The organism is Serratia nevei (genome assembly GCF_037948395.1).
Classification (GTDB): Bacteria; Pseudomonadota; Gammaproteobacteria; order Enterobacterales; family Enterobacteriaceae; genus Serratia; species Serratia nevei.
In genome coordinates, this window is the sequence record NZ_CP149940.1 from 1,426,943 (window position 1) to 1,442,308 (window position 15,366).

The window sequence follows — 15,366 nt, forward strand, 5'->3', positions numbered from 1 at the left end:
TTAACGTTTATCGAGCGTTCTTGTCAGGGTGTCGCCGATGAACTGAATGACGAAAACGATCAGCAGAATCGTCAGCGTCGCTACCAGCGTCACGTCACTGTGGTTGCGTTGGAACCCTTCCAGATAGGCCAGGTTGCCCAGGCCACCGGCGCCGATCACCCCGGCCATCGCGGTGTAGCTCACCAGCGCGATCAGGGTGACGGTGATGCCGGAAACCAGCGCCGGCGAGCTCTCCGGCAGCAATACGCGGAAAATCAGGGTGCGGTTTTTGGCGCCCATCGAGCGCGCCGCCTCGATCACCCCTTTGTCGACCTCGCGCAGCGCGATCTCCACCAGCCGGGCGTAGAACGGCGCCGCGCCGACGATCAGCGCCGGCAGGGCCGCGTCCGCGCCGAGAATGGTGCCGATCAGCGATTTGGTGAACGGGATCAGCAGCACGATCAAAATGATGAACGGAATGGAGCGGAAGACGTTGACCAACACGGAGATCAGAGAGTAGACCGCCCGGTTCTGCCACAGCTGGCCCTTCGAAGTTAAAAACAGCAGCACGCCGAGCACGATGCCCAGCACCAACGTGGCCAAACCGGCGATGCCGGTCATGTACAGCGTTTCCCAAGTGGCGTCCCACAGTTGATCCAGACGCAGGTGGGGGAACAGGGATTCAATCATGTTGGATAACCTCGACGGCGATGTCTCTTTCGTGCAGCAGGCTGAGCATGTCGGCGACTTGTTGTTCGTTGCCTTCGGCGTGGATGTACAGTTCGCCGAACGAACCGTTGAGGGTGTGGCTGATCTTGCCGTGCAGAATGTTGATGGTCAGGGCGTAGCGCCGGATCACTTCAGAGATCACCGCCTGATGGGTTTGCACGCCCACGAAGGTCAGCTTGAAAATCGCCCCCGGCAGATGGGCGGTGAGCAGCGGGTTGAAGCTCTCTTCGGTATCCGCATACTGCGACACCTGTTTGACGAACTGCCGGGTGATCGGTTGCTGTGGTCGGGTGAACACGTCGAGCACCGGGCCTTCTTCGACGATGCGGCCGTTTTCCATCACCGCCACGCGGTGGCAGATTTTGCGCACCACGTGCATCTCGTGGGTGATCAGCACGATGGTCAATTTCAGCTGGCGGTTGATGTCCAGCAGCAGGTCGAGAATGGCGTCGGTGGTCTGCGGGTCGAGCGCCGAGGTGGCCTCGTCGCACAGCAGCACGCTCGGGTTATTGGCCAGCGCGCGGGCGATGCCGACACGCTGTTTCTGGCCGCCGCTGAGCTGCGACGGGTAGGCGTCTTCGCGCCCCTGCAGGCCGACCAGCGCGATCAGTTCCGCCACGCGCGGCGCAATCTGCGCCTTGGGCACGCCGGCGATCTGCATGGAAAAAGCGATGTTTTGGCTGACGGTGCGCGACCACAGCAGGTTGAAGTGCTGAAACACCATGCTGATTTTCAGGCGCGCTTGGCGCAGGTGGCTGCCTTTGGCGCGGGCGATATCGAAGCCGCCTACGTCAATGCGGCCGCTGGTGGGCGTTTCCAGGCCGTTAAGCAGGCGGATGAGCGTGCTTTTGCCGGCGCCGCTGTAGCCGATGATGCCGTAAATTTGCCCGGCCTCTACCGCCAGGCTGACGTTGTCTACCGCCACGACGCGGCCCTGTGTGCTGTCAAAAGTTTTGCAAACGTTCGAAAGAACGATCATAGCGAAGCGGATCCTTATCGATACTTCACAGCATTCCGTCCAGAGCGCGGTGCGCCGGACAGGGATCGTTCGGCTTTTCTGCGGGGCACAACCCGGCGGGGAGTGGCGGACGGAACCTCTGTTGCGGGTGAATACCGGGCAATCCTACCGAGGGTTTATAGTGACAGGAAGAATGTAAATTCTATTACTTATTCTTATTTGATATATAAATCGGCGGGTGAAACAGGGGGGAGAAAACCGGCCGCAGGGCGGCCGGCGGGAGGGCTAGCGTTTGTCCAGCCTCATGTGCAGCAGCGGGAACGGGTTGCCCTGGCCGTCGAGCGGCGAGCGGCCGGTGATGACAAACCCGTAGTGGCGATAGAAGCCGCTGGCCTGCGGGTTTTGCTCATTCACGTCCAGCTGCAGTTCATCGTGCAGCGTTTCCGCGTGGGTCAGCAGCGCTTTGCCCACCCCTTTGCCGCGCTGATCGGCGTCGATAAACAGCATCTCTACCTTGTTGCCGTTCAGGCCGATAAAGCCGCAGGGGTGCCCCGGCCGCTCTTCGGCCACCCAGACGTTAACCGCCGGCAGGTAGTCGTTCAGCACCAGTGGGAACAGCTGCGCGATGTTGTCTTCGGTTAAAAAATGGTGAGTGGCGCGCACCGAACGCAGCCAGATATCTGCCAATTGCGCGTTGTCTTCCGCCGCGCGTGCTCTGATGGTAATCATCGAACTCTCTGCTATCTAAGTTGAAGGAAAAAAACTAGATAGAGGTTTTGTGGGGTTAGTGCCGAATTAACGTGGGTTAACGCCCTGCAAAGCGCCTCTGCAGTGGATCGAATAGGCCCGCCTTTCTGCCAGCGGTATAACAACTGTAATTCAGTAAGTTAATGCTTTCAACCGCCGCAGGGCGCAATGGGGCGCCCGCCGCGTGATACACTGGCCTCTGAATGAGCGAGAGGGCAGCAGGATGGAAGCGGTACGCGCAGCAATAGAAAAACAGGTGCTCAGCCTGACTGGGCTGGCGCTCGGCGGCGTCGATTTTGAGAACCCACCGGGCGATCCGGGCTTGTTCGGCCCGCAGTCGGTCATCTGGCAGGTTCACCGCGATTTCACCCCGATGCTGTGCGGCGGCGTCAGCGCCTTGCTGCTGCAGATGCTGCACCCGCTGGCGCTGGCCGGGGTGTGGGATCACTCCAACTTCCGCGAAGATATGATTGGCCGCCTGCGCCGCACCAGCCAGTTCGTGTCGGTCACCACCTTCGGCCCGACCGCCGAGGCGGAGCGGCTGATCGCCAAAGTCAAAGCCATCCATCTGCGGGTGACCGGCGTCGGCCGCGACGGCACGCCTTATGCCGCCAGCGATCCGGCGCTGCTCACCTGGGTGCACGTCGCGGAGAGCAGCCGTTTTCTGGCCAGCCACCTGCGCTACCGCAACCCCCATCTTTCCCGCGATTTGCAGGATCAATACTACCGCGAAGCGGCGCGCGTGGCCGCCGCGCTGGGGGCGACCGCAATTCCTCAGTCCTGCGCGGAGGTCGAAGAGTACCTGCAGGCGATGCGGCCGCAGCTGGTCTGCGATGAACGCACGCAAGAGGTGGCGCGCATTCTGCTGAAGGCGCCGGCGCCGAGCGCATTGGCGCGCCCGCTCGGCGGGGTGGTGATGCAGGCGGGCATCGATCTGTTACCCGATTGGGCGCAGCGGCAGTTCGGTTTTCATCCGGGCGCGCTGCGGCGGCGGCTGGTGCGAACGGGCGCCGCAGGCCTCGGCAAGGTGCTGGGCGCGTCGATGCGCAACGGCTCCTATCAGCGCGCGGTGCGGCGCATCACTCAGCCGTCATGAGCCACAGCCGCTATAATTAACCTTTGTTTATCTTCGTTTACGGCCGCTTTTGAGACTTTTACGGGTGATCCGGCCAGTAATGCGTTTTACACTTGGGGGCAAAGCCACATTCCATTTTTTGCGCGCAGCCGATTCTGCCGCGCCCTGACCCTATTGAGGTGATATGAACGAGTCATACGTACTTGCTGAAGTCAGCAATGAGAACCAGACGCTGGTTGCGGTGGTTCAGCAAGATCACCGGGCAGCCTATTTTTATATCTATCCCGCCGAAGCCTACAGCGATCGCTATCAGGTGCGCGCCTGCTGGCTGCGCAACCTGGCCGCCGCGCCGCTGCAGGAAGATCGCGCCGCGCTGGAACAAGGGCAGCCGCCGATGCTGGCGGCGGAGTATTGCCGCAACCTGGAAGGCGAAGCGCCGCTGAACCCGGAAGGGCTGATGGTGGTGTGGAGCGAAAGCGACGACGGTGCGGCCCTGTGGTATTACGGCCAACTGCTGGCGGTGATCCCCGGCTGGAGTCTGTATATCGACCATTCGGTGTGCTATTCCGCCAGCTGCATCAAGGAGAGCCCGTTGGCTTATCCGCTCGGCTCGGCCTCGACCAACACCCAGTATGCGCAGGCGGAGAGCACCCGCCAGTTCTGGCGCAGCTGGCAGCGTGAAGAGGGCAATCCGTGGCCGAAGATGCAGCGCGATTTTCAGGCGCGCTATGAGCCGCATTTTGGCCCTTCGGTGAAGTACTACGCCATCGATCAGGGCAAGTGGCCACCGATGGCCATCACCCAGCACGAGCGCGACGGCATCTATTACTTCCTCACCATGGGGGTGAGCATCCGGCCGATGCCGTGGGTGGAGATCCTGTTCAACGACGAGGCTTCGCGCTATCGCCGCATGGAGATGGCGATCGCCATCGACAGTCAATACATGACCGAAGACAACGCGGTGCAGATGGCCAGTGCGCTGGCCGGTTTCGCGCACGCGCCGTGGGCGCGGCTGACCTGGATCGGCGAAGGGCATACGCTGGAGTCGGACGTGGCGCCGCTGGGCTACGAGGGTTATATTTTATCGTCGTCCTTCTATCCGCATAGTGCGCACCTGGCTCTGCCGCAGCAGTACGGCGATCCGGTGAACCTGTTCTGGGCCAGCCCGGTGTTTACCGCCGAGCGGCAGCTGGCGCACGCCACGCCGAACGGCGGGCACGATCTGGTGAATCGGCTACGGGAGCAGGGCGTCGACCATATTTTCCGCCCGCGCCAGCCGGTGTGCTGACGCCACTTATCTTCTCTTCGGGAGCCGCCATGACCACCGCGCTGTTGATTATCGATGTGCAGGAAGGATTGTTTACGCCGCCGCCGGCGGATGCCGCGGGCACCGTTGCGCGCATCAATCAGCTGAGCGAGCGCGCCCGCCGGGTGGGCGTGCCGGTTGTCGTCATTCAGCACCACACGCCGGACGACGAGTTGCGGCACGGCAGCGCCGCCTGGCAAGTGCTCGCGGCGCTGAAGGTGGCGCCGGGCGATCACCGGGTGGATAAAACCACGCCGGACTCGTTCCTGCGCACCTCACTGGGCGCGTTACTGATCGCCAACGGTGTATCGCAGCTGGTGGTTTGTGGCTACTCCACGCCGTTTTGCATCGACACCACGGTGCGCAGCGCGGCGGCGCACGGTTATCCGGTGACGCTGGCGGCGGATGCCCACACCTGCCACGACAAACCCTATGCCGACGGTTTGCTGATCCGCACCCACCATAACGAGACGCTGTCGAATATCGAAAGCTTCGGCGTGCCGATCCGCGCCGTTCCCGCGGCGGACATCGTGTTCTGAGAACGGAAAAACGGGGGCCGAGGCCCCCGTTCGTTATTTCAGGCCCGCCCGCCGCGCCGCTACCTTGGCCAGCGCGGCCCAGTCCAGATCCGCATCCCCCTGCGCCATCGCGTCGAGGAAGTTGTCTTTCAGCACCCCGGCGAACGGCATCGGCGTATGGCTGTCGGCCCCGGCGGCCAGCGCCAGCCCGACGTCCTTCAGCCCCAGCGCCAGCCGGAATCCGGCGGGGGAATACTTCTCGGCGGCGATCAGCGCGCCATAGCCCTGATAGGCCGGGGCGGCGAAGACGGTGCTACTCAGCATCTGCAGGTAGTCGGCGCCGGACACGCCGCAGTTGCGCACCAGCGCGCTGCCTTCCGCCATCGCTTCAATGGCGCTGGCCAGCGTAAAGTTGGTGGCGATCTTGACGACGTTGGCCTGCGCCGGATCGGCGCCGAAGTGCCAGGTTTTCTGGCCGAGGGCATCGAACAGCGGCTGCGCTTGCTTCAGTAGCTCGCTATCGCCGGCCGCCAGAATATTCAGCTTGCCGGCAGCGGCCACGTCGACCCGTCCCAGCACCGGCGCGGCGAGATAGCCGATGCCGTGTTCCGCATGCAGCGCCGTCAAACGCTGGGCGAGTTCGACCGAGATGGTCGCCATGTTGATATGCAGCGCGCCCGGTTTCATCCGTTGCAGCAACCCGCTGTCGACCACCACCTGTTGCGTGGCGGCATCGTCGGCCAGCATGGTGATCAGCACGTCGGCATCGGCCAGCTGCTCCGGCCGTTCGGCCTGCTGCGCGCCGGCGCTCACCAGCGGCTGTGCCGCCTGCGGCGAGCGGTTCCATACCGTTAAGGCGAAGCCCGCCTGCAACAGGTTGGCCGCCATGGCGCTGCCCATCCCACCCAGTCCGGCAAATCCGATCTTCATCATGCGCTCCTTTTTCAGGTTGAAGGTTTTACCCTAGCGCGCCAGGCCAGGAACGCAAATGCCGGAGTGTAACGCCGTCTTACGCGCCGGCGGCGGGCTATTGACGCGCTGCCGCTGCGGGTATACCTTGATGGCATGAATATATCGATGCACTCCACCCACAATCAGTCATGGTGGCGCCTCTTCTGAGGCGGCACGAGTATTCACATCTCTTTTTAATGCCGCCGGTTTGGCGGCATTATTTTTTGTGGCGTTGATCCGGCGGTCTACAGACCTTCAGGAGCACTGTCATGAGCTACACCATTCTTACCGGCGATCGCGCCACCGGCCCACTGCATTTAGGCCACTTCGTCGGCTCGCTGCGCCAGCGCGTCGAACTGCAGCACCAGCATAACCAAACGGTGATGGTGGCGGATCTGCAGGGCCTGACCGACAACGGCAACAACCCGCAAAAAATCAGCGCCAACGTGCTCAACGTCGTGGCCGACTATCTGGCGGTGGGCATTGATCCGCACAAGACCACGATCTGCCTGCAGTCGGCGCTGCCGGCGTTGGCCGAGCTGACGATGTACTACCTCAATCTGGTCAGCGTGGCGCGGCTGGAGCGCAACCCGACGGTGAAAAACGAAATCGCCGAGAAGGATTTCGCCCGCAGCCTGCCGGCCGGTTTTTTGATTTATCCGGTCAGCCAGGCGGCGGACATCACCGCCTTTGGCGCCACCCACGTGCCGGTCGGCGAGGATCAGCTGCCGATGCTGGAGCAAACCAATGAGATCGTGCGGCGTTTCAACCACATCGTCGGCCAACCGATATTAACGGAGTGCCAGCCGTTGTTGAGCAACGTCGGGCGTCTGCCGGGGCTGGACGGGCAGGGCAAGATGTCGAAATCGCGCGGCAACGCCATCCAGCTTGGCGCCGGCGCCGACGAGGTGCATAAGGCGGTGATGAGTATGTTCACCGATCCCGGCCACCTCAACGTCAGCGATCCCGGCCGGGTGGAAGGCAACATGGTGTTCACCTACCTGGACGCCTTCTGCGAAGACGCCGCGCTGGTGGCGGATCTGAAGGCGCACTATCGGCGCGGCGGGTTGGGGGACGTGAAAATCAAACGGCTGCTGGAGGATTGCCTGCAGAGCCTGCTTGAGCCGATCCGCACCCGCCGCGCCGAGTTCATCGCCGATAAAGGCGAGCTGACGCGCATCCTGCAGCACGGCACCCGCCGCGCGCATCAGGTCAGCCAGCAGACGCTGCAGCAGGTCAAGACGGCGCTGGGGCTGGACTTCTTCACCCTGGCGTGAGGCGAACGCCGGGGCGGCACGCGTCACGCCCCGGCCATAAAACGATCATCCCACTGTCATAAACTTATCCGTTAATAGGTGCCCATAATGATTAGCCACTGAAACCAGAGAAATCATATGGCTCAGGCACTGTTAAAATTGGCACAGCACGACTTTCCAGGGCAGCACGCCGCCGCATCCCGCAAAGTTTTATCGGTAAAGGGACTCGGCAAGGCCTACAAAGCGCAGCAGCGCGTGCTGGATGACATCAATTTCGATCTGCACGCCGGCGAATTCGTGGCAGTGATCGGCCGTTCCGGCGCGGGCAAGTCCACGCTGCTGCACACCCTGAACGGCACCATTCCTTCCAGCTGCGGCGAGATGCTGCACTTCGAAGACGATGGTGCGGCGCAGGATATCGCTCAGCTGGCCGGCCGCCAGATGCGCCAGTGGCGCGCGCGCTGCGGCATGATCTTCCAGGACTTCTGCCTGGTGCCGCGGCTGGACGTGATGACCAACGTGCTGCTGGGCCGTCTGAGCCATACGTCCACATTGAAATCCTTCTTCAAACTGTTCGATGACGCCGACCGCGCTCGCGCCATCGAGCTGTTGCAGTGGCTCAACATGCTGCCGCACGCGCTGCAGCGCGCCGAGAACCTCTCCGGCGGCCAAATGCAGCGCGTCGCCATCTGCCGCGCGCTGATGCAAAACCCGCAAATCCTGCTGGCCGATGAGCCGGTCGCGTCGCTCGATCCGAAAAACACCCGCCGCATCATGGACGCGCTGCAGAAAATCAGCGAAGACGGCATCGCGGTGATGGTGAACCTGCACTCGGTCGAACTGGTGAAAGAGTATTGCTCGCGGGTGATCGGCATCGCCCACGGGAAGATCGTGTTTGACGGGCATCCTTCGCAACTGAACGAACGGATCCTGCACCAGCTGTATGGCGAAGAAGCCAATCAGATCCATTGAAGCACTTTTGACCTTTACCCTTTACACACAAGGCACACCTAATGAAAAAAGTATTGAGTCTGACCACCCTGATGGCCGGCGCGATGATGGTATTTAATGCTGCCGCAGCGGATGCGCCGAAAGAGCTGAACCTGGGCATTCTCGGCGGCCAGAACGCCACCCAGCAGATCGGCGATAACCAGTGCGTGAAGCAGTTTCTGGATAAAGAGCTGAACGTCGATACCAAGCTGCGCAACTCGTCCGACTATTCCGGCGTGATCCAGGGCCTGCTGGGCGGCAAGATTGACCTGGTGCTGAGCATGTCGCCGTCGTCGTTCGCTTCGGTCTACATCAAGGATCCGAAAGCGGTGGACATCGTCGGCATCGCGGTCGACGACGTCGACCAGTCGCGCGGCTACCACTCGGTGGTGGTGGTGAAGGCCGGCAGCCCGTACCAGAAACTGGAAGACCTGAAAGGCAAGGCCATCGGCTTCGCCGATCCGGATTCCACCTCCGGCTTCCTGATCCCGAACCAGGCGTTTAAAAAGCTGTTCGGCGGCACGGTCGACAACAAATACAACAACACCTTCTCCAGCGTCACCTTCTCCGGCGGCCACGAGCAGGACATTCTCGGCGTGTTGAACGGCCAGTTCGAAGGCGCGGTGACCTGGGCGTCGATGATCGGCGACTACAACACCGGCTACACCAGCGGCGCGTTCACCCGCATGATCCGCATGGATCACCCGGACCTGATGAAACAGATCCGCATCATCTGGCAGTCGCCGCTGATCCCGAACGGCCCGATCCTGGTGAGCAACTCGCTGCCGGCCGACTTCAAGGCCAAAGTGGTCACCGCGATCAAGAAGCTGGATAAAGACGATCACCAGTGCTTTATCAAAGCGATGGGCGGCAAACAGCACATCGGCGACACCACCCTGGCGGAATACCAGAACATCATCGATATGAAGCGCGAGCTGACCAAAGGCGACCGTTAATTCCCGGCTGCCTCGGCCGTCCGAATGAAGGGGTTCAGCGTGCTGAACCCCTTGTTCCATAAAGATGGAAGACCTCTTTTGAATACCGATTTCGCACACTATTACCAACGGATCCGCAGCAAGCAAAAGCGCGAAGCGCTGCTGTGGTCGCTCGGGCTGGTGGTGCTGTACCTGGGCGCCGGCAACCTCGCCGAGTTCAACCTGCACACAGTCTGGGTGTCTATTCCGCACTTCTTCGACTACCTGGCCGAAACCATTCCGACGCTGCATTGGCATTTACTGTTCGCCGACGGGCGCACCGAGGGCTCGCTGGCCTACTGGGGTTACCGCCTGAATATCCAGCTGCCGCTGATCTGGGAGACCCTGCAGTTGGCGCTGGCGGCGACCATTTTCTCGGTGCTGGTGGCGACCGTGCTGGCGTTTCTGGCGGCCGGCAACACCTATACCCCGGCCTCGGTGCGGCTGGCGATCCGCACGCTGGTGGCGTTTTTGCGCACCATGCCGGAGCTGGCGTGGGCGGTGATGTTCGTGATGGCGTTCGGCATCGGCGCCATTCCCGGCTTCCTGGCGCTGGCGCTGCACACCATCGGCAGCCTGACCAAGCTGTTCTACGAATCGATAGAAACCGCCTCCAACAAACCGGTGCGCGGGCTGGCGGCCTGCGGCGCCACGCCGCTGCAGCGCATGCGCTTCGGCCTGTGGCCGCAGGTGAAGCCGGTGTTTCTCTCCTACAGCTTCATGCGGCTGGAGATCAACTTCCGTCAGTCGACCATTTTGGGGCTGGTGGGCGCGGGCGGCATCGGCCAGGAGCTGATGACCAACATTAAACTCGACCGCTACGATCAGGTCAGCATGACGCTGCTGTTGATCATCGTGGTGGTTTCCGTGCTCGACTACGTGTCGGGCGAGCTGCGTAAGCGCGTGGTGGAGGGGGCAAAATGATAGCGGGCACTCCGGCGTCGGCGGAAACGCTGCGCCAGTTGAAACAACAGCATCCGGCGATCTTCGCGCAGCAGGGGCGCTACCTGCGCACCGTCGGCCTGATCGCGCTGGCGATCGTGCTGTACTATGTGTTCTTCTTCCTGGTCTTCGGCATTACCTGGCCGCAGTTTATCAACGGCTGCCAGCAGCTGGGGCGCTATTTCCTGCGCATGTTCGTCTGGCACGACTTCGTCAACTGGCCGTTCATGTACTACTTCCAGCAGATCGGCATCACCATCGCCATCGTGTTCGCCGGCACCATCACCGCATCGCTGATCGCGCTGCCGCTGTCGTTCTTCGCCGCGCGCAACGTGATGTCGACGCCGCTGCTGCGGCCGATCTCCGTGCTGGTGCGCCGCTTGCTGGACGTGCTGCGCGGTATCGACATGGCGATCTGGGGGCTGATCTTCGTGCGCGCTGTCGGCATGGGGCCGCTGGCCGGGGTGTTGGCGATCGTGATGCAGGACGTCGGGCTGCTGGGCAAACTGTACGCCGAAGGACACGAGGCGGTGGACAAGTCCCCCAGCCGCGGCCTGACGGCGGTGGGCGCCAACGGGTTGCAGAAGCACCGCTACGGCATCTTCACCCAATCGTTCCCCACCTTCCTGGCGCTCAGCCTGTACCAGATCGAGTCCAACACTCGCTCTGCGGCGGTGCTGGGCTTCGTCGGCGCCGGCGGCATCGGCCTGGTGTACGCGGAAAACATGCGGCTGTGGAACTGGGACGTGGTGATGTTCATCACCCTGATCCTGGTGGTGGTGGTGATGATCATGGATAAGGTCTCGTCGATGCTGCGCAACAAGTACATCATCGGCGAAGACATCCCGCTGTATCAGCAAAAAAGCCAAATCGATTGAGAAACCCCTTGCCGATCCCTATACTGCCGCACATTCAAGGTGTGTGGCAGTCATTTCGTTTCGCAATGTGCGCACGTCCCCGTTAGACAAGTAAAGGCAATGCAATCCCATGATGAACAACGACGTGCTGCGCAGCGTGCGCTATATGCTGAGCATTAACAACGCCAAAATGGTCGAGATTATCAAACTGGACGATTTCGAGGTGGCGGTGTCGGCGATGGACGCTTACGTGATCAAAGAAGGCGAGCCGGGCTACGAGAAGTGCCCGGACGAAGTGATGGCGCACTTCCTCAACGGCCTGGTGTTCTTCAAGCGCGGCAAGGATGACAAGTTCCCGGCGCCGGCGGTTGAACTGCCGATCACCAATAACCTGGTGCTGAAAAAGCTGCGCGTGGCGTTCGAGCTGAAAGACACCGACATGCACCAGATCTTCACCGCGGTGGACTTCCGCATCTCCAAGCCGGAGCTGAGCGCGCTGTTCCGCAAAGAAGGCACCAAGAACTACCGCCCATGTGGCGATCAGATGCTGCGCTACTTCCTCAAAGGGTTGGCGCAGCGCGTTCGCGGCGAGTAACGCGCAGCGTTCACCGAGCCTCAGGCGCAATCGCAAGGTTGCGCCTTTTTTATTGCCGCTCTCCCGCCCGCCGTTGTTGTACAGGCCCTCAGCCATCCGCCATCGATGGAGGGCGGGCCGCCCCTCCGGTTACTTTTTTAGGGTTCGTTCAATGTTGATTGAAACGTAAATCCAGAGGAGTAATTCAATGGCTCAAATGTTAAAAGAAGATCTGCAGTTCAACGCAGGAAAAGCCGCCGATGAGGTCAATGATGGCGGTGAATTGGTTGAATATACCCCTGAACAGTTTGGCGCCGTAGGCGATGGCCTGGCTGATGATCGAGAGGCTGTCAGCGCTATGTTCGCTAAAGTGGCTATTGACGCTGCTAAATCGATAAAAAAACGCCAGGTCAGAATGGCGAATGTTTATAGATTGACGCTGGGTACGGCTTGGCAGCCTTTGCAGATCCCCAGCAACTGCCATGTTTATGGCGGTGGTGAAATTCACCTGGATGACGATACGCCTCAAATCAACATTTTTAATACCATTGAGCAGTCGAATTTTATCGTAGAAGATCTGAGGATCACGAGAAAGGCGACTCAGAAAGATGCAGATCCTATTTGGTGGTACGCCACTCGCGCGTGTACCGGCATGGCTTTCACCCGTTGTGAAAACTTCACCGTGAGAAATTGCGTCATCAGTATGCATACTGATGCTTTGGGCCTTTCTGACTGTACGTCCGTTACCCTTGAGAACAATTTACTTAAAGATCTGGGAGAGGAACCTATCGCGGTTCGTGGCGGCCGCCATATTACGATCCAGAATAACGAGCTGACGAATCACCAGGGCGACGGGATCCTGCTGAAAACGGGCGTGAACAGAGAGGCTTATGATATCTTAATCGTGAACAATCATATTCACGATGGGCACAAGCCTGCGAAACCGGCAGGGGCAGGGCACACGCAAAGAGGGGGCGGGGTGACGCTCAATAACGAGGTGACCGGCACGCCTCATTCATTCACTAACCTGACCGTTGCCAATAACCATATTGTTAATACCAGCTATGGTATCGCACTGGGTGGAATCAGTGACATTAATATCTCTAATAATTACATCAAAAGGATCGAAAGGTTCGGCATTCAGATAGACTATTCCTTAGTAAATAACCCCACCAAAATTCCTACGAATAATTCACGAATCATTGGGAATCACGTTGAAGATACCGTTGAAAATGGCATCGACTATCACGGCAATAACGATATTTCTGTCGCGGAGTCTGTTATCGCAGATAACTTTTTAAATTTCTGTGGCACCTCCACAGCGTCGGCCTTCAATGGCATTGCCGCAACGGAGGCGACCCTTTCAGGCAATATTATCAATAACTGTAAGGTCGCCCTGTTCGCCAATAGCTGCGTGATGACCGGTAACAAAATAACCAACTCCGGATGGACCAGTAGCCAGGTGTGGATCAAGCTCTATGGCGACCGCACGGTGTTTTCCGGCAATCGGGTAACGGACTCTGATTTTGGTTATATCCGCTTTTTGAATGGGAAAAACGCTATTATCGAAGGGAATGTGATTAAGCTTGCTGCGCCTGCTCGGGCACTGGAGTTAGGCGGGGCATTTGACGAAACGACCCTCATTGGCAAGAACGTCTGGGATTGCGCTTTTAAACCGATTCTCTCTACGATTGCTGGAGTAACGGGCAATCGACTTATTCAATATTCCTTCCCGAATGAAGGCGTGGCCCACATCACCCCTCAGATGTTCGGCGCGAAAGGCGATTGGAATGATACAACTGGCATTGGGACGGATGATACGCAGGCGTTTAAACAGGCTATCGCCTATGCGATTAATCAAGGCTACAAGAAGCTCTATGTTCCTGCCGGCAACTATTACATTACGGATACGTTAAATTTAGGGGGGGAAAACTACACCGGAGATAAAGGCATTGCGATAGAGGGTGAAAATTGGATTAGCACGAAATTCTTCTTTAAGCCGACGTCTAATGATCATGCGTGTTTTGAGTCGAAAGGTGGTTCCGGGATCCATACCAACAGATATATCAGCGACGTGACGATTACGCCGGCCAAGGGCGCGTTATATACGGGCACCGGCTATCGGATAAATGGTTCCTGCTTCATGCGGCATGAAAGACTGCTGATTATGAAGTTTTTTGTGAACCTACATCTGTTGAACGGCTATACCGGTGCGTTTACCGAGTTCGTCAGTTTTCACTCTTGCCGGTTCCACCGCGGCCTGTCCAATATATTGATGGAGAGTAATAGCGGGGATAGCTCCTTCCACGGCGTGGGGTTCCACGAAATTCAATGTCAGATAAAAGTCTCCGGCAATCCGGGTGATGGTGGCACAAATACGGATGCCGGCGTAGGGCTGGAGCTGAGAGGAGACGCCAACAGGGTGCGGTGGTACAACGGTTTCTGCTATATCCACCTGTTCGGCGGCGTCGGCGCTACGGCTATTAAACTCACCCGAACCGACACCGATAACATCTTGGGGCAGTTTACTTGCGAAGGTGAAACTATTCTTCAGAGTGATGGAAGCACTTTTGAATGCCGAGGCGGTTTCTATAATGTGAATAATACCACTTACAATGTGGCGGCAGAGCCGGTAAACGGCATCGCGGCGGCATTTGTATTTGATAACATGATGAGCAATACGACAAGATTCGCCAACGCGGCAATCGCCGATATGGCTCCGAGGCAGCTTCCGTGGTCCTTGGCGGACAGGGCCAACAATGGCGCTTATCCAGCCATTTTTCATGGCATCAAGGGTGAATCCGATAACCTGTTCTATGCCGCCAGAGGGGGGAATACCAACTACCATTACTTTGGCGGCATTTCCCCTGGCAATAACCTTCAGGGGTTTGAACCGGGCGTCAGGTTGGCTCAGGACGGGGCTTCTTTAGTTAGTTTTGCACCTAAGTTTACGCTGGGCGCTAATAACAATACGACCAGCAGCGGCGTATCCATCTCCCCTGCGGATTTTTCGCCGCAGAAGGATATCGCGACCGCCTTAGGACAACCCTCATTCAAATGGAACGGGTTGTACACTAAGCAGTTAACGGTTGCGGATAATGGCATCTATCCGGCCGGTAACGGCGCTTACCCTATTGGTGGACCGAATAACCAATTCTCCTCTGGCCACATAAAAGTGTTGAATATTTATGATTCAGCGAACGTGAACGGAGATCCCGTAGGTGTCAGAGTTGCCGTCCCCGCATCGGCCGTTGCGCCCGGCAAAATAGGCCAGTGGTCGGCGGACTCCGCGTTCTTTTATGTTTGCACGGCGGCCAATACCTGGAGAAGGGTGGCGCTAACCACATGGTAGGCACTGGGCTTGCGGACGATAGCTGAGCTATCCCCATAGGCCTCCCGGGGCGGCGAGTGTCGTCGCCCCGATTTTCCTCTGCATCATCCCCTTATTGCACTCTTTTTGTTCTCCCGCTGCGCGCCGCTGGTGCAGGCCGTTCACCCTCACCGTCATAA

At 59.2% G+C, this 15,366-nt stretch carries 14 protein-coding genes; 10 read left to right on the plus strand and 4 right to left on the minus strand.

What is annotated here, in order from left to right:
* From V8N38_RS06765 to V8N38_RS06775, 3 genes are all read right to left on the minus strand, one after another.
* Entirely contained in the window at positions 1-669 is a 669-nt protein-coding gene (locus V8N38_RS06765) for a methionine ABC transporter permease (protein WP_033637581.1), read from the minus strand.
* Complete coding sequence (locus V8N38_RS06770; RefSeq protein WP_033647004.1) at positions 662-1,687, minus strand: methionine ABC transporter ATP-binding protein; 1,026 nt, start codon at positions 1,685-1,687, stop codon at positions 662-664. Before V8N38_RS06770 ends, V8N38_RS06765 begins: the two co-directional genes overlap by 8 nt.
* A 264-nt stretch (positions 1,688-1,951) precedes the next feature.
* Positions 1,952-2,395 (minus strand): acetyltransferase, encoded by a 444-nt coding sequence (locus V8N38_RS06775; protein WP_147839588.1) that lies wholly within the window; start codon positions 2,393-2,395, stop codon positions 1,952-1,954.
* 241 nt (positions 2,396-2,636) lie between these two features.
* Here V8N38_RS06775 and V8N38_RS06780 point away from each other — a divergent pair, with 241 nt between their 5' ends.
* The 3 genes from V8N38_RS06780 (at position 2,637) to V8N38_RS06790 (ending at position 5,333) form a co-directional block, all read left to right on the plus strand.
* The gene (locus V8N38_RS06780; protein ID WP_089185669.1) at positions 2,637-3,509 is read left to right on the plus strand and encodes an oxygenase MpaB family protein; all 873 of its coding nucleotides are present in this window, start codon (positions 2,637-2,639) and stop codon (positions 3,507-3,509) included.
* Between the two features lie 163 nt (positions 3,510-3,672).
* Complete coding sequence (locus V8N38_RS06785) at positions 3,673-4,776, plus strand: suppressor of fused domain protein (RefSeq protein WP_038880072.1); 1,104 nt, start codon at positions 3,673-3,675, stop codon at positions 4,774-4,776.
* 29 nt (positions 4,777-4,805) lie between these two features.
* Positions 4,806-5,333, plus strand: coding sequence for a cysteine hydrolase family protein (locus tag V8N38_RS06790; protein WP_060421112.1), 528 nt, complete (start codon positions 4,806-4,808; stop codon positions 5,331-5,333).
* A gap of 33 nt (positions 5,334-5,366) precedes the next feature.
* Here V8N38_RS06790 and V8N38_RS06795 read toward each other — a convergent pair whose 3' ends face one another.
* Entirely contained in the window at positions 5,367-6,242 is an 876-nt protein-coding gene (locus V8N38_RS06795; RefSeq protein WP_147839639.1) for an NAD(P)-dependent oxidoreductase, read from the minus strand.
* 290 nt (positions 6,243-6,532) lie between these two features.
* On the opposite strand from V8N38_RS06795, the gene trpS reads away from it, so the two are divergent.
* The 7 genes from trpS (at position 6,533) to V8N38_RS06830 (ending at position 15,208) form a co-directional block, all read left to right on the plus strand.
* The gene (gene trpS, locus V8N38_RS06800) at positions 6,533-7,540 is read left to right on the plus strand and encodes a tryptophan--tRNA ligase (RefSeq protein WP_046686640.1); all 1,008 of its coding nucleotides are present in this window, start codon (positions 6,533-6,535) and stop codon (positions 7,538-7,540) included.
* A gap of 117 nt (positions 7,541-7,657) precedes the next feature.
* Positions 7,658-8,491 carry a phosphonate ABC transporter ATP-binding protein gene (gene phnC / locus V8N38_RS06805; protein WP_038880081.1) on the plus strand — a complete coding sequence of 278 codons (834 nt, stop codon included), beginning with the start codon at positions 7,658-7,660 and terminating at the stop codon, positions 8,489-8,491.
* Between the two features lie 41 nt (positions 8,492-8,532).
* Positions 8,533-9,465 carry a phosphonate ABC transporter substrate-binding protein gene (gene phnD, locus V8N38_RS06810; protein ID WP_019454696.1) on the plus strand — a complete coding sequence of 311 codons (933 nt, stop codon included), beginning with the start codon at positions 8,533-8,535 and terminating at the stop codon, positions 9,463-9,465.
* A gap of 78 nt (positions 9,466-9,543) precedes the next feature.
* Entirely contained in the window at positions 9,544-10,407 is an 864-nt protein-coding gene (phnE, locus tag V8N38_RS06815) for a phosphonate ABC transporter, permease protein PhnE (RefSeq protein WP_019454695.1), read from the plus strand.
* Positions 10,404-11,303 carry a phosphonate ABC transporter, permease protein PhnE gene (phnE, locus tag V8N38_RS06820; protein ID WP_033637591.1) on the plus strand — a complete coding sequence of 300 codons (900 nt, stop codon included), beginning with the start codon at positions 10,404-10,406 and terminating at the stop codon, positions 11,301-11,303. Before phnE (V8N38_RS06815) ends, phnE (V8N38_RS06820) begins: the two co-directional genes overlap by 4 nt.
* 109 nt (positions 11,304-11,412) lie before the next feature.
* Positions 11,413-11,877: a DUF1456 family protein gene (locus tag V8N38_RS06825; protein WP_004939471.1), complete on the plus strand. Its 465-nt coding sequence runs from the start codon at positions 11,413-11,415 to the stop codon at positions 11,875-11,877.
* Between the two features lie 187 nt (positions 11,878-12,064).
* The gene (locus V8N38_RS06830; RefSeq protein ID WP_147839587.1) at positions 12,065-15,208 is read left to right on the plus strand and encodes a right-handed parallel beta-helix repeat-containing protein; all 3,144 of its coding nucleotides are present in this window, start codon (positions 12,065-12,067) and stop codon (positions 15,206-15,208) included.
* Positions 15,209-15,366: the final 158 nt, after the last annotated feature.